The organism is Prolixibacter sp. DSM 2831 (assembly GCF_056493735.1).
In genome coordinates, this window is the sequence record NZ_CM151379.1 from 488,220 (window position 1) to 507,384 (window position 19,165).

General features: G+C 48.5%; 13 protein-coding genes. 3 read left to right on the forward strand and 10 right to left on the reverse strand.

Features of this window, described 5'->3' with window-relative positions:
• Window positions 1-89: 89 nt before the first annotated feature.
• The 10 genes from AC060N_RS01990 to nagB all read right to left on the reverse strand — a co-directional run bounded on the left by AC060N_RS01990 (window position 90) and on the right by nagB (window position 14,164).
• Window positions 90-647 carry a YdeI/OmpD-associated family protein gene (locus AC060N_RS01990; protein ID WP_479525659.1) on the reverse strand — a complete coding sequence of 186 codons (558 nt, stop codon included), beginning with the start codon at window positions 645-647 and terminating at the stop codon, window positions 90-92.
• A 65-nt stretch (window positions 648-712) separates the two neighbouring features.
• Entirely contained in the window at window positions 713-2,500 is a 1,788-nt protein-coding gene (locus tag AC060N_RS01995) for an MFS transporter (RefSeq protein ID WP_479525660.1), read from the reverse strand.
• A 3-nt stretch (window positions 2,501-2,503) separates the two neighbouring features.
• The gene (locus AC060N_RS02000) at window positions 2,504-4,975 is read right to left on the reverse strand and encodes a bifunctional glycoside hydrolase family 9 protein/polysaccharide deacetylase (protein ID WP_479525661.1); all 2,472 of its coding nucleotides are present in this window, start codon (window positions 4,973-4,975) and stop codon (window positions 2,504-2,506) included.
• 18 nt (window positions 4,976-4,993) lie between these two features.
• On the reverse strand, window positions 4,994-6,346 hold the full coding sequence (locus tag AC060N_RS02005; RefSeq protein ID WP_479525662.1) for a SpoIID/LytB domain-containing protein: 1,353 nt from the start codon (window positions 6,344-6,346) through the stop codon (window positions 4,994-4,996).
• A 159-nt stretch (window positions 6,347-6,505) separates the two neighbouring features.
• On the reverse strand, window positions 6,506-6,826 hold the full coding sequence (locus AC060N_RS02010) for a hypothetical protein (RefSeq protein ID WP_479525663.1): 321 nt from the start codon (window positions 6,824-6,826) through the stop codon (window positions 6,506-6,508).
• A 115-nt stretch (window positions 6,827-6,941) separates the two neighbouring features.
• Window positions 6,942-7,961, reverse strand: coding sequence for a DUF4922 domain-containing protein (locus AC060N_RS02015; RefSeq protein ID WP_479525664.1), 1,020 nt, complete (start codon window positions 7,959-7,961; stop codon window positions 6,942-6,944).
• Window positions 7,958-9,412, reverse strand: a complete 1,455-nt coding sequence (locus AC060N_RS02020; protein WP_479525665.1) for a glycosyltransferase family 2 protein — start codon at window positions 9,410-9,412, stop codon at window positions 7,958-7,960. The genes AC060N_RS02015 and AC060N_RS02020 overlap by 4 nt, the downstream gene beginning before the upstream one ends.
• 29 nt (window positions 9,413-9,441) lie before the next feature.
• The gene (locus AC060N_RS02025) at window positions 9,442-10,998 is read right to left on the reverse strand and encodes a glycoside hydrolase family 10-like protein (protein ID WP_479525666.1); all 1,557 of its coding nucleotides are present in this window, start codon (window positions 10,996-10,998) and stop codon (window positions 9,442-9,444) included.
• 8 nt (window positions 10,999-11,006) lie between these two features.
• The gene (locus tag AC060N_RS02030) at window positions 11,007-12,110 is read right to left on the reverse strand and encodes an acyltransferase family protein (protein WP_479525667.1); all 1,104 of its coding nucleotides are present in this window, start codon (window positions 12,108-12,110) and stop codon (window positions 11,007-11,009) included.
• 68 nt (window positions 12,111-12,178) lie between these two features.
• On the reverse strand, window positions 12,179-14,164 hold the full coding sequence (gene nagB / locus AC060N_RS02035; RefSeq protein WP_479525668.1) for a glucosamine-6-phosphate deaminase: 1,986 nt from the start codon (window positions 14,162-14,164) through the stop codon (window positions 12,179-12,181).
• A 122-nt stretch (window positions 14,165-14,286) separates the two neighbouring features.
• Between nagB and AC060N_RS02040 the strand changes: the two genes are divergently transcribed.
• From AC060N_RS02040 to AC060N_RS02050, 3 genes are all read left to right on the forward strand, one after another.
• The gene (locus AC060N_RS02040; protein WP_153641151.1) at window positions 14,287-15,120 is read left to right on the forward strand and encodes a hypothetical protein; all 834 of its coding nucleotides are present in this window, start codon (window positions 14,287-14,289) and stop codon (window positions 15,118-15,120) included.
• Between the two features lie 45 nt (window positions 15,121-15,165).
• A complete protein-coding gene (murQ, locus tag AC060N_RS02045; RefSeq protein WP_153641152.1) occupies window positions 15,166-15,969 on the forward strand; it encodes an N-acetylmuramic acid 6-phosphate etherase in 804 nt (267 codons plus the stop codon).
• A gap of 166 nt (window positions 15,970-16,135) precedes the next feature.
• Window positions 16,136-19,156: a SusC/RagA family TonB-linked outer membrane protein gene (locus AC060N_RS02050; protein ID WP_479525669.1), complete on the forward strand. Its 3,021-nt coding sequence runs from the start codon at window positions 16,136-16,138 to the stop codon at window positions 19,154-19,156.
• The last annotated feature ends 9 nt before the right edge of the window (window positions 19,157-19,165 follow it).

The window sequence follows — 19,165 nt, forward strand, 5'->3', positions numbered from 1 at the left end:
AGAAAATATCCGGCTATGTAGAGAAAGAGGCGCATCGGGGTTATTTTTATTTGTTCTACACAATTTACGAAAATTGCATCATAGAAGATTCATTTCATTCCCAGCTTTTTACCTTTTGTTAATAAATTGATGGCTTCTGTTGATCGTTTCTGCCTTGTTGCGCTTTGTTTGCCCGAAGCAATCCAACGGACAAAAAGGTCTTTCTGCTTTTCAGTCAGGTTCTCAAAATGCTCGCGGGCTTTGGGACTTTGCGATAGCGCTTCCCGGAATTCCAGGCACATTTCCGTTTTGGATTCTTGTTCTGGTATTTCACCTTTCATCACTTTTTCAGGAATAAGATCCAAACCGGCCGGTTGTAGCCTTTTTGTGGTTTTGAGTAACTGAATCCGCTTGATATTGGACGCCGACCATTGGCTGTCCGGTTTTCGGGGTGTGAATTTCCGGGCATACCGGTCTTCATCCAATCGCTTAATCAGACTGTCAATCCAGCCCCAGCAAAGGGCTTCCTGAACAGAGTCTTCGTATGCAACAGAGGACTGGCCTGTATGTTTTTTGTGGTAAACCAGCCATACTTCGGTCTCTTTCGCATGGTTTTCCTTTAGCCATTGCCTCCATTCTTCCAGTGTTGCCGGAGTTGTTGTTTTCATTATTTCCCGTTTGAGAAATAAAGTTAGGACAAAAAAATCCCCGCCGGAAAGCGGGGAAGTGTTTTTTATGCTTTTGCTTTGGTTCCGAATTTCGGGTCGATTTTCAGCAATGATATGAGAATGAATCCCGGAATGGTACATAGCATGACCCAAACGAAGAAATGCTGATACCCGACGGTTTCCTGAATCCAACCGCTGACCATGCCCGGAAGCATCATGCCCAGGGCCATGAAGCCGGTACACAATGCGTAGTGAGCCGTTTTGTGTTCGCCGTCCGAAATGTAGATCATGTACAACATGTAGGCGGTAAATCCAAAACCGTAGCCGAATTGCTCGATGCCGACCGAAGTTACAATGGGCAGCATTGTATCGGGTTGCACATAGGCGAGGTACACATAAACCAGGTTTGGGAGGTTCATCGCTACGGCCATCCACCAGATGGTTTTCTTCAGGCCCCATTTGGCGGCTACAAAACCTCCTAAAATTCCGCCGACGGTCAGGGCAATCATCCCAATGGTTCCGTAAATCAAACCGATGTCCCCGGTGGTTAACGCCAAACCTCCTTCGGCGCGCCCGTCGAGCATGAATGGTGAGGCGAGTTTAACCAACTGCGATTCTCCTAACCGGAAGAGCAGCAAAAAGGCAAGTCCGGCCCAAATGTTTTTCTTGCGGAAGAAAGAGGCAAATGTTTCCAGTACTTCACTCATTACGCGGGACAATGAAGTTTTTTCGTGCTTGTCGGTATCTTCGGCCGGACGGGGAAGAATGAACCGGTGCCACAGGAAGAATAGGATAAACAACCCGCCCAGCACCATAAAGGTCAGGCTCCAGGCCAGCGGGATATTACCGGCTCGTCCCGAGAAGGTCGCTTCCGCTTTCTTCGTCAGTTTCGGGTCAACCTGCACGATGGCAAACGCCGGTTCGTTCCAGTTCTTGTCGGTGAAAACAAAACGGGTTCCTTCCTTCAGGTGAAAGCTTTTGTTGCCTGAGTTCATGCCGAAATTCAACACCACTTCCTTGCCGTCTTTCGGTGGCTGGCTCAGTTTGTAAGCAACCAGAGCAAACCCGGATGTTGTGCCGTTTGAACCATCGGGGGTTCCTTTGAGCGAAGTTTCTTCAGAATAGAATCCATGACTGATGTTCCATTCTTTCACTGCCGTGAAGATGCTGTCGGCTTTTTCCCGGGAAACCGGAACAGTGCCGATTTGAATGTCTTTTTTAGAAGGAACTAAAACGTAATCACTGCTTTTCGTTTCCGGAAAACTGATATTACTGGGTTGGAATTGTATCGTTGTCTCTTTTCCGGGTACGGAATGAAAGGCGATATCCGTTTCCGGAAGACCGGTGGCTGTTTCGAGGTAACCGGCCAGGATGACCAGCAATCCCTGTCCGGTGAGCATGGCAAAACGATAGAAGGTATTGCGAATGCCGACGAAATAGGTTTGCTCGTACTGGTTGAGGCCCATCATGTAAAAGCCGTCGGCGGCAATGTCATGCGTGGCCGAACTGAACGCCACGAGCCATAAAAATGCCAGCGAGTAACGGAAAAAGTTGGGCATGGGAATCGTCAATGCCACTCCGGCAAGACCCGCACCGACCAACAACTGCATGATAACAATCCACCAGCGCTTGGTGCGCAACACGTCGACCACGGGGCTCCACAACGGCTTGATAACCCACGGCAAATAGAGCCAGCTGGTGTACAAAGCGATGTCGGTATTGGAAATTCCCAGTCGTTTGTACATGATGACCGAAACCGTCATTACGATAACGTAGGGAAGCCCTTCTGCGAAATAAAGTGTGGGAATCCACGCCCACGGATTTCTTTTGGTTGGTGTTGCGTTTTGTCGCATGCGTTAGAATCTATTGGGTTGATAATTGTTTTCCTTCAGAAAATGGATGACTTTGCCGAGCTGTTCATAAAACTTGTCCTTCCTGTCCGGCGATGTTCCGAGATGAATGAGGATTATGCAGCCATTCAGTCCTCCCGGATTGCTTTGGTCGAACTTCACTAAATCGTTGTACAACTGGTCCGAACTGCGGTAATTTTTCATGTCGGGCGTGGTGTAATCGGCGTTGGTGCGAATGCCCGGAGTGAAATCGACGAGCGTTAGTCCCAAATCGCGGCTCCAGTCGGCGATGGCCCGGTTGTACCACTCGTAAGGCGGCATGAACGTGGTTACTTCTTTGGCAGGAATGCCGGCGGCTTCCATCGCTTTGATGTTGTTGCGTAAATCTTCTGTAAACTCATCGCGGGTCACCAGCAACGAATCGCGTTTGGTCCAGTCGGCATACAGCAGATGTTTGTCGGAGTGGGGACCGAGATACTGGCCATCTTCGCGGAGGCGCTCAATCAGTTTCCGGTTTTCCGGATTCCGGTAAAAGTCGCCGGTGAAAAAGAACGAAGCTTTTACATGGTTCCGGCGTAATATTTTCTCGATGGTTTTTCCGCCATCGTTGGTATCGTGTGCTGAAAAAACGAGATAAACTGTCGATTTCAGTGAATCCATCCGGACAATGCCGCCCTGAGTCTTCTTGACATTTTCGTAGGTTTTACTCTTCATGCCCTCTTTCTGAAGCGAAGAGAGAAGATAGCTAAGACTGGCCGTTCCGTCCATTGTGGGTTCGTTGGTCGAGTAGTCGCCTTCGTCGTCGTGATACACCGCGCGTCCGTTCTGGAAGGCGGCGTAGTCATCGTCGTGCAGCAGGCGGATGCCGCGCAGGTTGTTGTAAATCGACGTGTAAACGGGGCCGTCCACCAATCCGCCATAAGTCAGCTTCCCTAAAATCACTTTATAGGATGAGTGCGGGTTGACCGGATAATCGCCTCCGGCAGGCAAGCCAACCACCATCGATGTTCCCCACGGATTGCATCCAAAAAGCCAGTCGCGCAAGGCTGCTTCCATTTCCCGGTAGGTTTGGTCGCCGGTGATTTGGCGGTACAACCGGGCTTGTGTGGCCGCTGCCGTGACCAGATTGTTCGAGCACCAGATAAACGGTATACCCATGAGGAAAGGGTCTTTTTTTGCCCGGGCGTAAATGTCGGCCAAACCTTGCTTCAGGTCGGCAGCAAAGGCTTTCGCTTGCGCGGAATCGCCATGAGCGGCAAGGTACACATGCCCCAAGTTCATGAACGGGTAGAACTGGTAATGCCGGGCGCGGTTCAGTTCCATCCACGGAGTCACCGGTTCCAGTTTTCCCCAGTAAGCGGCATCCTGCAAATATTTTTTCTTTCCGGTTGCTTCGTTGAGGGCCGCAGCGGCCAATTCCAGGTCGTCGACGTAATTGTCTTCTTCGTAGAAATAGGGTGAAACATAACAAGCCGTTTGGCAAGCGCCGGGCTCCGATACTCCGAATTGAAAGGCGGCTTTGGCTTTTCGAATCAGCGTGTCCGCGAAAGCGGGATCGGACTTTTTGTAAATGTCGGCGGCAAGTGCAAAAGCTGATGCAAACTTCCCGGCTGTTGAAGCCACTCCGGTCGTTCGGTTCTTGAACTCGCCCAATCCCTGCGGTTTTCCGGTAACGAAATACACCGGGCGGCATTTCCCAAGACCGTAGTTGGCGGTGTCTTTATTAGGAAGACGAAAACCGATGTGATCGCGGTCGTCGGCAATCTGGTTGAACATCACGCTGTCCGACGGATTCATTTTCAGCAACCAGTCGATGCCCCAGCGGGCTTCGTCCAGGATGTCGGGAACGCCATTTGAACCAGGCAAACCATTGGCCTTGTAATGGTCGCCGTACGCTTCGGGGTTTTCCCGGTAGGCAAACAGCATTTGGGCTACGGCATTTGCCGAAGTGGTGACATACTGCAGGTAATCGGTGGCATCGTGCCAGCCGCCGGTGACGTTGATGAACTCGCCCGAACGGGTAGGATGATCGACAATGATGCCGTCGTGCGTGTGACACGAATCATCGAGGAACGGATTGAAGCCGCACCGCTGCTGCCGCATGTATTTCAGGATGTAGTCGGCGGTGCCGTCGTACACATGTTCTGAAATACTGAATTGCGGTGATTCCAGTTTTCCAATGCGAAGGAAATAGCCTCCGGGCCTGGTATAACTGCTGAAGTTGAGCCGGGCAGCACTGGGCATTCCCCAGGGTTTGCCATCTGCCAATTCCGGTTGTCCCATGTAGACTGTCTTTCCGGTAAGGGAATTAACCAACTCGAATTCGTGGGGCAAATCTCCTTCCGGTGAAAGGAAAACAGCCACCTTTATGTCATCGGGCAGGTAGCCCAGTTGATTGACGCGGATAACTCCGCGCGCCTGTGTTGTTCCGGCAAAAGCCTGCAACAGGAAACTCAGAATGAACAGATATCGGTTCATGGTTTGGTATGGTTTGGTTTACGAATAGACTTTTTCGAGCAAAGCGTCTTTGAAATAGTGCGCCAGGATTTCCTGGTAAGAGTAACCCTTTTCTCCCATAACGGCCGCACCAATTTGGCAAAGACCAACGCCGTGCCCCCAGCCGGCTCCGGTCAGGATGAATTTCGCCGGAAGGCCGTTCTCTTCTCCTTCGGTATCGACCACAAATGCCGAGCTGTATAGGTGCGAAGTAGACAGCGCTTTCCGGATTTCCAGCTCCTTACCAATGGTCAGTGTTTTCTTCGTTCCCTCAATGCGTAGCTTGATGAGACGGGCTGAATCACCCCGTTCTACCGGCACTAATGCCTTGATATTTCCGAAATCTATGCCGGTCCGTTTTTTGATGAGCGCACTGATTTCTTCCTGGCTGTATGCTACTTTCCAGCGATAGAAATCAGTGGTTTCCTGATCGTAATTGTTCAGAACCTGGCTCAGAACTTTAGCATCGGTTGTGTTGCAAAAGGCCGGCGGATTGGAACGAATCCAGCGGTCGGCATTTTCTTCTGCCGTCAGGTCAAGATTAAAACCTTCGGGCGCTTCCGGGTTGTCGATAATTTTCACCAGGTACGGGTGATGCACTGGTTCCCAGCAATTCTCGAACGATTCGGAAATACCTCCGCACGACTTCGAGAAACGCGCGTCGGCAATGCGTTCATTGGAGGTAAGCGCCTCGCCAAAGGTCTCGCGAATGGCAGTGGCAGCGTTTTCCGATACCACCCGGGTGATTCCCTGGTAACGCTGACAGTGATCGTCTGCACACACATCGAAGTCGGTGTGATCTTCGCGGTCGTACCATTTAACCAGTTCGTCGTCGGTTTGCACGGTCGTCACATATTTTTCTTCTTCGTTTTCCAGCGATTCATGCTTATCGACCTGTGCCAACAGCCAGCTACGCGAAATCACGGCATGGGCTTTCAACAGTTCCATGCTGCTGTTGGCGCTCATTTCCGAAGAGATGACACTCACCAGGTATTGCTCTACCGGCACCAGGTTGATGGCCCGGATGTTTTCGTCTTCGCGGATGAGCTCCAGACCTCCCCGGAATTTCTGGTCTTCCTTGCGCTCCCAGTGGAAGTTGATGCCGATGGTGACATCACGGAGCAGTAAACTGCAAGCCTCCCGGTCGGTCGGTTGGAATATCAGCTTTTCGCCTTCGAAGGAGATCCCTGAGTCGAATTTCACATGGATTTCGTTACCGGAAAAGAAAGCCGAGCCGTTGCCGGTGACTTCTTTGTTTCTGCATTGGTAAACTCCTTCGAGTTCGAGTTCGATGGTCTTTTCTGCCATGATACCCACGTGGATATCGGGCTCGTTGCCGTTGTTGTATTTCATGATGCCTGGTTTATGCTGTTATATGTTCAATCAATTATTAATCATTTCTCCATTACTGGTCATGTGCATTCCGACCCTCGCCGTGACCATTCCGCTCCTGCTGAAGTTGTTTCCTCCGCATACGATCATCTTCCCGCTGACTCGGAAGTAGTTTCTGCTCTAAGCGATCATGTTTCCGTTGCCGACGAATATGTTTCCGCTGTATACTATGTTCATTCCTTTACAACAGACTGAAATTCCGGCAGTCGCGACTGACTTTCCGTCACCCGGCAAGTTCATCCCGCTGTGCCCGGAGTAGTTTCCGTTAACCCGGTTGTTCTTCCCGCTATTGCGGAAGTAGTTCCAACACTCCGGCGAGTTGTTCCAACCAATGGATATCATGTTCCAATCACTTGCGGAGTTCTTCCAACTGCCCTGGAAGTAGTTCCAACGCCAGTAGAACTGTTTCCAACTCCCGCCGAAGTTCTTCCAACTGATCATCGTGATGTTCGAACACCCCGTCGAGTAGTTCCAACTGATGCCGGATTATCTCAACCGGCTCCCTATCACATTTTCTCCACTTCTCCCCCTCTCATCTTCTCCCATTCTTGTTTCTTCACTCTGCCATGCGTTTCGCGTAAGCAGTGCAGAGCTCGTCGAAGTAGCTATCGTTCACCGAAACCTGGGCAAAGATATCGGCTAGATCAGCCGCTTTAATCTTTTTAAAATCCTTCTCTTGCGGCGTGATACAAACGCCCCCGAAATCAACGGAAGCCGGACTTAGCAGGATATTTTCATCTCCTTCGGCAAAATACTGGTCCGGGCGGTGCTTGTCACGCGGAAAGACCAGCACGCGCCACGTTCCGTTCTCGTATCCCGAAAGGATATTGAGCATGGGCTCCGGTTCTTGGTGGCGCTGTTCGAGCAGTTCGTGAAGCCATCCAAATGCAGTATGCAGCAACGTAATATCGCCCGATTCGATGGCGATGAATTTCCGCAGGTAATCGCTTACCGCGAAGATTTCGAGATGATCATTGCTGAATAGTTTCCGGTCGGTGGTGACTTTTAGTTTGTCGTATTCGGTTTCCACCGGAAGAAATCCCTTGTTACCCGCCTGAAAGTGCATGTGGTCGGGAGCCGATGCACCACATTTCGGTCCGTTGTAAAATACCGTGTAAGTTTCGAGCGCGCGGCTCAGCTCCAGCATATCCCGGAAGTAGGGCTCGATGAGCTGCGGGACATGTTCCAACCTGGGAATCGTGAGGTGACGCGGAAAAATGGGATATGGATTAACCAGAATCAGGTATTCGTCGTTGAACGGGATTCCTTTCTGCTGTGGCGGCAACGCATCGGTGCAGAGAAAACACTTGCGCTCGCTGATGCTTTTGCTGTCGACTTTGGCTGCTGATGATTTGATACGTGCCGGATTAAACTGCACCTTTACGTCGCATTGGGCGTAGTGAAAAGTCTTCACCTGCACTTGCTCCAGCCCTTTGGCATTGTCGGCGTAAAGCGGCCAAACGCCCTGCTGTTGCTTTTGCAGGGCGTCGGCCATTTGATCCAGTGAACTGTCTTCCGACAGGTTGAGCGCACGCTTCGAAATCGTTATGTCATCCAGATTGACGGAATTGCTCATTGTTCGTTTTGGTTTTTCAGAATTCGTGCTTTCAGTTCCAATGTCCTCAAACGGTCCTTATAACTGTTGTGTATATTCATTTTGTTCACATCAAGTGAGGCATCGGAGTTGTCGTCCCAACGGCGGCACAGGTAAACCGGCGTAAAGATTCGGCCGATTTTGTATTCACGCGAAATGGCAATTCCCAATGCGTAGTCTTCGCCATAACTGGAGTTCGGAACCCGCAGGTCGCGCAGTACCGGTGTGTAGAAGGCGCGCGGTGCACCCAGCCCGTTGATGCGTAACGCGTTGTTCGGGCCGTTGTCGTCGGTCCATTCCTTGTGATCGATGATGCCCGGGGGAATTTCTTCCAGTTGGAAGTTGGTCATCTGGTAAGAGCCAATCACCATGGCACACTTGTCGGCATGGAATTTATCGACGATGGTTTGCAGCGTATTTTCGTCGCTGTACATGTCGTCGCTGTCGAGCTGTATGGCGAAACGGCCACACTGCTCGTGGAAAATCCCTACATTCCAGCAACCGCCGATTCCTAATCCTTTTTTATCCGGAATCACGTGGATGAGTTTATCGCTTCCCGCGAAATCGTTCAGTATTTCGGTTGTACCATCGGTAGAGTAGTTGTCCACTACGATCAGGTTGAACGGGAAATTCGTTTTCTGTTTCAGCACCGATTCAACAGCATCGCGAATGGTTTTTGCCCGGTTAAATACCGGAATAATAACCGATGCTTCTACCGGGAATCCTTCTTCAAAATCAACTGCTTTGAATTCGGGTTTCAGGAAAGCACCTATCTCTTTCAGGTGAACGGTGCAGGCTTTTTCCATCTCAATCTGGGTTGCACGGGCAGCGCCGCTCACATAGTCGAACTGCTTCTCTCCTGATTTGCGGGTATCCGATTCCACCATGGTGAAAAGCGGTTCCGGTACGCGGATAAATTCTCCCTTCCGGGAAACAAACAGACGCAGTGAATAGAAGCCGGCGGCATCGTAACCGGTTGTTTCCCATGCAGCCCACTCTTTCAGGTCAGTGGTGCGGATAAGTTGTACCGGCCCGAAGTTGAAATCGTCGCGCAAAGAGCCTACCTGGTAGTCAATGGTTGGATGCACAGAACGCGTTTCGTTTTTGATTTCGTGGTAGTCGGCGTAAACCATTGCAGCGTTGGTGAACGTGGCTGCCTGTGTCAGGCGCTCCAATCCAAACTGGCCCATCTCGAGCTCGGTATCTTTCAGCGAAAGCAGGGTAAATTCAGCTTTGGCTTTGCCGGCTATGGCTTTCATGGCCTCGGTTCCCTGGATGCTATTGACGGTAATGACTTCGGTTCCTTCCGGAATGACTGCGCCTTCGGGAGCGAGCACGTAAATGGTATTCACATTTGTGGCTTCTTTCAGTTCGTCCACTGATTTTTTTGTTGCCTCTTCTCCGCTATACGCGAGAAAAATATCGGTTTTCATTTTTATGCTTTGATTTAAAAATTTCTGAATTATTGTTTGAACATCATTCGTTCACTCGGGACGCTTTCGTTGTTGAGGCGATCGAGCGTGGTTACTTTGTAGTAATACTTTTTACGGAAAATGTGCAGAAAGCGACGTTTCACAAAGTATCCGTCTTCACCGGTCACATCGATTAAATATTCCGGGTTGCTGACATCGATGCTGTCATTTTTCCCGCAACGGTACACCGCGAAAAAGCGGGCTTTATTCATCTCATCGTCTGTTTGAGGAGCTTTCCAGGTAATCTCCCGGCCATGTTTTACTTTTTCTACCTGCAAATTCGACGGTGCATCGGGCGCTTTATCGTCAATCCATGGCATAGCGGGAACAATCGCCGGAGTTCTATAGTAGTCGTCCCTAAGTTCTTTTTGAAAGCCCTCGAGGTGCCGGGCAAAATGTTTCGAACTAAACCAGGCGCTCCCCTCCAGTCCGGGAATGGAGCGAATCATTTTAATTTGGTCGGTTAATTCTGCAGGACTTCTCCAGTCCGGAATTTTTGAGTGTTTATCGAGCCGGTAAACTGCCTGACCAATGTACATGCTGCGACCATAGGTATGACGTGCCCACCAGTGCGCCAGTTCGTCGAAATCGACTAACGGGTGACCGATACGCCAGTAAAGCTGCGGTAATGTGTAATCAATCCAGCCTTCGCGCTGCCATTTGATGATGTCAGCATACAAACCGTCGTAGTTGGTCGTACCGGCATTGGTGTTCGAGCCATCCGGATCGTCTTTTTTGTTTCTCCACACTCCGAATGGGCTGATGCCAAATTTCACCCATGGCTTCACCTCTTTAATGGCTTTGCTTAGCTGTTGAATAATCAAATCTACGTTGTCACGCCGCCAGTCATCAATCTGGTCTGGCGCAAATCCACGGGGATATTTTTTGAAGGTAGTCGAATCGGGGAATTCCTGATTTGCGACCCGGTACGGATAGAAATAATCATCAAAGTGAATCGCATCTACATCGTATCGTTTCACAATGTCGCGAACAACGGAGGTTACAAAATCGCGGACGTGTGGATTTCCCGGGTCGAAATACATCTTCTTGCTGTAGTTCCAGGCCCAGTCGGGATGTTGGTTAACGATGTTGGATGCGGCCAGCGTATCGAGTGTATCGTTCTTCACCCGGTAGGGATTCAGCCATGCATGAAACTCCATTCCACGTTTGTGTGCCTCTTTGATGAAAAACGCCAGCGGATCATAAAACGGCTTTGGTGCTACACCCTGTTTTCCTTCCAGGTACTTTGACCATGGCTCTAATTCCGAAGGATAAAAGGCATCAGCTGATGGCCGGATTTGCACAATGACGGCATTCATTCCGTTCTTTTTATTCATGTTTAGCAGATCGATGATTTCCTGTTTTTGTTTAGCAACAGGAAGGCCCGGTTTAGAGGGCCAGTCGATGTTAGCGACGGTGGCAACCCAAACGCCCCGGAATTCTCTTTTGGGTGGTACCGGTGTTTCCGGATTTCTGTTTCCGGCGAAAGCCGGGATAGCCAGAAGAATAGTGATAAACAGAATAAATGCGTGTCGACAAGGTTTCATTTGACAGGTCAGATTTTGATGAATATTTTTTTGTGATACAGTACGTCGGCCAGTATCCAGTATAAGAAAATCAGCGCTAGCGCGAAAAACAGCGAGCCGTTCAGGTTGCCGGCCCACGAAGCAAACAAGTGCTCGTAAATCCATCCTTTGAGCGTAACCGTTTCGCCTCCGGCGGAAAATTTGATCATGTACAACAGCCGTCCGACAATTCCCGAAAGAACAAAAATAAACAGCGGGTTCATTCCAAAAACGAGTGCCGGCTTCGACCATTTCTTATATCCGCGAATATCGATGATCCAAATGAAGAAGGCAAGCAGGATGGTTGCCAAACCGGCCGAGTAGAGTACATACGAACTGCTCCAGATGGGTTTATTGAGCGGAAAAACGAAACTCCAACTCACACCGGCAAGCGTCATCGCTGCACCAGCCAGAATTAAATCTTTGACAGCGCGCGATTTGTCAGTTCTCACATCAACCTGCCGGCCCACCAGGTAACCTATCAGCACCGTGCCGATGGCCGGAATCGTACTGAGTAAGCCTTCCGGATCGAACGGGATGCCGTAACCATTGTAAACGTGGTTCGTACCGAGAATGGCCAAATCCATGGTTCGAACAATGTTGCCCTGCAACGATAGCGCTCCGTCACCACCCAGCATCAACAAGCCCCAATAACCGAGCAACAATACCGGAAGTGCTATCCAGACTCCGGTTCGTTTCCCGGCAAGGGCAATGAATGAGGCGATGCCATATGCTAATGCAATGCGTTGCAGCACGCCCATAATTCGCAGGTGACTGTAGTCGATGCCAAAGAACGGGAAGGCATTTAGGCCCAATCCAATCAGGAATATCAGCGCGGTTCGTTTCAGCACTTTTTTTGTCGCTTCTCCGCTCAGTCTGTGATTGAACTTTTTGAAAGCAAACCACATGGCCGTTCCTACCGCAAATAGGAAGAACGGAAAGACCAGGTCGGTCGGGGTACAGCCATTCCACTGGGAATGTTCAAGCGGGGCATAGATATGACTCCAGCTTCCCGGATTATTAACGGTAATCATCAGAGCGACGGTAAACCCGCGCAAAACATCCAGAGCAACTAATCGTTTGGTTTTTCCCATGGTTGGTTATTGTTTCGTTATGCAAATTAATCAACTTACCCCGTAACTACCCGGTCGAACCGCTTAAATCACGGATAGTAGCGAACGAAAGCCTCGATGGCTTCGTATTCGGCCATTCCCAACTGATTGTAAAGTTCAGCAGTGGCGTGGTTCCGATCTTCGGCGCGTTGCCAGAATTCACGGTCGTCATTTCCCATGAACATAGCGCCTTCTTTTTGCGACTGGTGACGGAAAATAGCTTCCCGCTTTTTGAGCAATTCCTGTGGACTAATAGGTACAGCCATTTCAATCTGGTCGATATCCCACTCAGCCCATGCGCCACGGTAAAGCCAGATCCAGCATTCTTGCATCCAATCTTCGTCTTTCAACTGCTCCAGTGCAATCAGGATAGCGTCGAGGCAAACCCGGTGCGTTCCGTGTGGGTCCGACAGGTCGCCGGCTGCAAATATCTGATGAGGTTTGATTTCGTTGAGGTAATCCATCACAATGCGTACATCCTTTTCCTCGATAGGTGCTTTCTGGGCTTTTCCGGTTTCGTAAAACGGAAGATCGAGAAAACGAACGTTTTTACTTCTGACACCAGAATAACGACAGGCGGCTTTCGCTTCCATTCGACGGATAAGACTTTTCAGTTTTCGAAGTTCGGGCAGGTCGATGTCACCTTCCTCTTTTTCGTTCAGGTGAGTAACGAGTTTATCGTACATCGCTTTTTGCTTCTCATTGCCTTCGTCGATGTAGTTGGAAAAAGAGTTGTGGAATGAGATAAAACGGGTGGCATATTCGTCAGAAACAGCCACATTACCGGAAACCTGGTAAGCGACATGAACATCGTGTCCCTGGTCGGCCAGACGAATCAGCGTTCCGCCCATGGAAATTACGTCGTCGTCGGGGTGCGGACTGAAAACCACTACGCGTTTTTGGGCAGGTTCGGCTCTTTCCGGTCGGCGCGAATCGTCAGCGTTGGGTTTTCCTCCGGGCCAACCGGTGATGGTCGACTGCAGGTCGTTGAAAACTTTAATATTTAGTCCATAGGCTGAGCCGAAAATGACAATCAAATCGCTCAGTCCGTTGTCGTTGTAGTCTTTGTCTGTCAGCTTCAGAATGGGCTTTTCCGTTTTCTGGCATAACCATACCACAGCTTTGCGTACCAGGCGTTCATCGTCCCAATCGCACGAACCTACTAACCACGGAGTTTTTACCCGGATAAGTTCGCTTGCCGCGCTGGAATCGAGAATGAATTTCGCTTCGGGATGATTTTGCAGAAAAGAAGCCGGTAATAATGGTGTCACGTTTCCTTCCACCGCCTTTTTAATAATAGAAGCCTTATTTTCTCCCAGCGCAACCAGGATTACTTTCTTCGCATTCATAATTGTGCTAACTCCCATCGTAATGGCCCGTTGCGGCACATTTCGGATGCCGTTGAAGGAGTTAGCTGCATCGCGGCGTGTCAGTGTATCCAAAACAATGATGCGGGTGCGTGAATTGGAGCGGGCTCCCGGCTCATTGAATCCGATGTGACCAGTGCGTCCAATTCCTAATAACTGTATATCGATGCCGCCGGCATTCTTAATCTTTTCTTCGTATTTCAAGCAGAAATCGTGTACCTGGTCGAGCGGAATGTTTCCTGCCGGGATGTGAATGTTTTCCGGTAGGATATTGATATGGTCGAACAGGTTTTTGTGCATGAAGTGGTGGTAACTATGGCTTGAAGATGGATCCATCGGAAAATATTCGTCCAGGTTGAAGGAAACGACATTTTGAAAACTGAGTCCCTCTTCTTTGTGCATCCTGACCAGCTCTTTATATACGCCAAGCGGTGTCGAGCCTGTGGCCAGTCCTAAAATACATTGTTTATTTTCAGCTTGTTTTTCCTTAATGAGGGTTGCAATTTCTTTCGCCACAGCGGCTGAAGCGTCTGTTGCTTCTTTGTAAATATATGCTGGGGCATTCTCATATTTGGTCAGAAGTTCTCTCTCTGTTGGATTTTCAGCGGGAAATAGATTTTCGTCTGCAAAAAGACTGTCGGGTGATTGAAGTTTCTTGCTTAAGTCCATGGTTTCTTTCTTAAATTTAAATGAGTTTCAAAAATATAATCAATTGATGATTGATGCAAGATTGGTAATACATGTTATATAATATGTCTTAATGTATTATTTTTTTATTATATATTTGGTGCATGAAAATGATTGCAGACAGTGGATCGACAAAAACAGCCTGGCGCCTGATTGACGCAGAAGGAGGAGTTCAATCGGTTGAAACCGAGGGATTGAATCCTTTTTATCAGGAGTCGGCAGAAATGGTCGCCACATTAAAGGAAAGTTTGCTCCCATATATAAAAGGACGGGTGAATGAAGTGTTTTTTTATGGCGCAGGATGTGCAAATGAGGAAAAATGTGCCATTGTAAGCAACGCATTACGCGAAGTTTTTCCCGGTTCAACTATCGAAGTTGCCAGCGATTTGGTTGGCGCGGCTCACGCTGTCTGCGGACATGAATCGGGGATTGCCTGCATCTTGGGAACAGGCTCGAACTCGTGTTACTATGATGGAGAAGAAGTGAAGCTGAATGTTTCTCCCCTGGGATTGATTCTGGGAGACGAAGGAAGCGGCGGAGTGATTGGACGGAAAGTAGTTGCCGACTATTTGAAGGAGATGATGCCGGGCTATCTTAGGGAGAAGTTCGAAACAATGTATCATCTTTCAGCTCCGGAGATTATGGATCGGGTCTATCGAAAACCCTATCCAAACCGTTTTCTCGCTCAGTTTACCCGTTTTTTGAGTGAAAATATTACAGAACCTTATTGCAGTCATCTTGTAGAGGAGAGTTTTCGTGAATTTGTTCAGCGAAACGTGGTGCATTATCCTAACTACAAGAATTTGCCGGTGAATTTTGCCGGTTCGGTTGCCTGGTATTTCTCCGAGCAGCTGGAAAAAGTTTTAAAAGAAGAGGGCCTTAATCCAGGGCGCATTGTGCGCGATCCGATTGAGGCATTGGTTGATTATCATAGTTAAAAATTTGCTTTACCTGGCTTAATTCCGGGATTGAAAAAAACGAAAATGAGTATAACGGAATCTGAATCGCTTTATAACGATCTTGAAAAGAAGAGTGTGCGTGAGTTGCTGGAGTCAATTCATGAAGAGGATCGCAAGGTTCTCCCGGCTGTACAGAAAACCATTCCACAAATCGAAGCGTTAGTAACGGCGGTTGCTCCGCGAATGAAGAAAGGCGGCCGATTGTTTTATGTCGGAGCCGGAACCAGTGGACGGTTGGGTATTCTCGATGCGTCGGAAATCCCCCCAACTTACGGAGTTGGATATGATTTGGTTATCGGTTTGATTGCCGGAGGTGACACAGCCATTCGCAAAGCTGTGGAATCAGCCGAAGACAACGAGGCAATGGGATGGGAGGATTTGCAAAAATATCATCTCACCGAAATGGATACCATTGTAGGTATCGCCGCCTCCGGAAGAACACCTTATGTAGTAGGTGCTTTGAAAAAAGCGCGCGAAAACAATATTCTTACTGCTTGCGTAACCAGTAATCCCGACAGCGAAATGGCTAAGCATGCCGATATAGCGATTGAAGCAGTTGTTGGTCCTGAGTTCGTAACCGGAAGCACCCGCATGAAATCCGGTACAGCACAAAAATTAATTCTGAATATGATCACAACCACGCTGATGATTCAGCTGGGAAAAGTGAAAGGTAACAAGATGGTTAATATGCAATTAACCAATAAAAAACTGATAGAGCGTGGAACCCGAATGATTATGGAAGAGTTAGGACTGGAACAGGATAAAGCCAGGAATCTCTTGCTCATACACGGTTCTGTGAAGAAAGCGCTCGACGAATACCGTAAATAGCTAGGTTATATTTTGACTTATAGTTTGAAAGTTTTTTGAGTTCTCATTTTTAATCAGTCCGAAGGGTATAATCCTCCGGAAAGGGTAAACTATATGCCTTTTCATGAAAGGACGGAGGGAGAAATATACCCCTAGGCTAAATTTTAAAATCTAAACTACTAGTACCATGAGACGTTTTCTATTGCTTGTGGCAGCCATGATGGTTGCCTTCTCATCGGTTGCCCAAAAGAGGACTGTAACCGGGATGGTCACTGACCAAAGCGGTGCGCCGCTTCCCGGTGTAAACATTGTCGTCAAGGGCACCACTAATGGTACCATCACCGACTTTGATGGTAAGTATCAGTTGGACGCGAAAGCATCGGATGTACTGAAATTCTCGTTCCTGGGATATATTCCCCAGGAAATTCCTGCCTCCAACAGTGTGATTAACGTACAACTGAAAGAGGATACCAAATCACTCGACGAAGTTGTGGTCGTCGGTTATGGTACCCAGAAAAAAAGTGACATTACCGGGGCTGTGGCTTCGGTGAGCGCTGATGACCTTAAAGGCCAGCCGGTCTCTTCAGTTGACCAGGCTCTCCAGGGACGCGTAGCTGGCGTTCAGATTACCTCCAATTCCGGAGCTCCCGGTGGTTCTATTTCTGTCCGCGTTCGCGGAATCGGAACGATTAACGATGCCGATCCGTTGTACGTTGTCGATGGCCTTCCTGTTGGTAACATCAACTTTTTGAACCCGAATGACATTGCTTCGGTAGAAATTTTGAAAGATGCTTCTGCTTCGGCTATTTATGGTTCACGGGGTGCTAACGGTGTGGTTCTGATTACCACGAAAAAAGGTAAGTTGAATTCTAAAGCCAGTGTAAATCTCGATGTTTACTATGGTGTTCAGAAAGTAATCAACAACTGGAAAACCACCACCGGTCCGGAGTGGTACAGCATTCAGGAAGAGCTGAACAAGACACGTACCAGCCCTATCGATCTTTCACTGGTCGACAAAAACCAGAACACGGATTGGTTCAATGCCATTACACGTGTAGCGCCCATGCAGAACTACAATTTCGGTGTAACCGGAGGTAGCAAGGCAATGACTTACGCGCTGAGCATCGGTCACCTGAACCAGGAAGGTACGGTTGAAGGAAGTAGCTTCGAACGTACGACCGGTAAACTGAATGTGGGTTACCAGGTTTCTAAACGATTTAAAATCGGTACGAACCTGAATATCGAGCACAGCAAAAAATACTCTATCAACGAGGAAAACTACCACGTGGGAGTAATTAACACAGCGATTAAGATTGAGCCGGTAATTCCGGTATGGAAGGACAAAGCCAATCATGTTTATGATTATTCCAAGTTTACCGACTATCCGAACCCGGTAGCAGCGATTGAGTATGACAACAGTCATTCCGAAAAACTGCAGCTGGTAGGAAACGTGTATGGTGAGCTGGAATTGGCGAAAGGTCTAAAGGCAAAAACCAGTTTCGGTCAGAGTAGTTACCGGACCGATTCCTACAACTTCACTCCGGTCTACTCGGTCAACATTAACCAGCAGAATCTGGTAAACAAAGTGTATCGGGGTTACAACCGTGGCGATTACTGGTCATGGGAAAATACCCTGAACTACGATGGTACGTTTGGAAAACACAGCCTGTCAGCACTGGCTGGTTACACCATGGAAGAAGGAAACTACGAATGGTTCTCTGCTTCGAAAACCAATATCCCGAACGAAGATCCTTCGATGTGGTATCTCGATGCTGCAGCCGACGGCGATTTGGCATCCGGTAGTGCATCTTCCGTTTCTATGATGTCTTTCCTCGGACGTATCAACTATTCGTATGACAACAAGTACCTGGCAACAGTTAACTTCCGTGCTGATGCTTCTTCCAAATTCCCGAAAGACAATCGTTGGGGATATTTCCCGTCTGTAGCACTTGGATGGAAAATCTCGAAAGAGTCGTTTCTGGAGAATGCAACCTGGTTGACCAACCTGAAACTGCGTGCCGGTTGGGGACAAATTGGTAACCAGAATATCGGAAGCTATCCTTACCAGGAAACAATGAACGGTAACTCGCAGTACCGCTACCTCTTCGGAATGACTCCGACCATCGACCAGGGTTATGTAGTGACCGGAATGGTTGACCAGTCTATCAAATGGGAAACGGTTGAATCATTGAACTTTGGTGTTGATGCATCATTCTTCGACGACCGTTTGCAGACAACCATCGACTGGTATAACAAGAAAACCAAGGACATGCTCGTTAGCGTGCCGATTCCTTACTACTATGGTTACGAAAGCGGACCAACTTCTAACGTAGGTTCGGTGAAAAACAATGGTCTTGAGGTTTCTGTGAGCTATCGCGATCGGATTTCAAACAAGCTTTCTTATAATGTAGGCTTCAACATCGCTACCGTGAAGAATGAAGTACTCAGTCTGGGTAATGGTGAGCCAATTGCCGGAGGTTACTACTATGGTGGTAACGCAACCCGCACCGAAGAAGGCGAACCAATCGGATACTTCTACGGATATAAAACCGATGGCGTTTTCCAGTCACAACAGGAAATTGATAGCGCACCGGTTCAGGAAGGAAGTAGCAATGAGGATTTGAAACCCGGTGATCTGAAGTTTGTAGATGTGAACGGAGACGGTGTTGTAAACGATGAAGATAAAACTTATCTGGGAAGCCCGATTCCGAAATTTACTTATGGTTTCAACCTGGGTGTTACTTACGGAGCTTTTGATCTTAGCGCATTTGTTCAGGGTTCACAGGGTAATAAAATCTTCAATGCAATGAAGACACACCTGTATAACTTCGACGAAACAAACAAGTCGACAGATATGCTGAACTCATGGACTCCGAGCAATACCAATACGGATATGCCTCGTTTGAACGGTAATGACAAGAACAACACCAACCGTACTTCTGACCGGTTTGTGGAAGATGGTTCTTATGCGCGTCTGAAGAATATCACGCTGGGATACACGCTTCCTAAGTCGTTGATTCAGAAAGCGGGTATCGCTTCGTTGCGGTTCTATGTATCAGGTCAGAACCTGGTTACCATTACCAACTATTCAGGTGCGGATCCGGAAATCGGACAGAATTCAACTACCAACTATCTGAGTCGCGGTGTTGATATTGGTACCTACCCGCAGGCGCAGACCTATGTATTCGGTGTAAAACTGGGATTCTAATTGAATAAG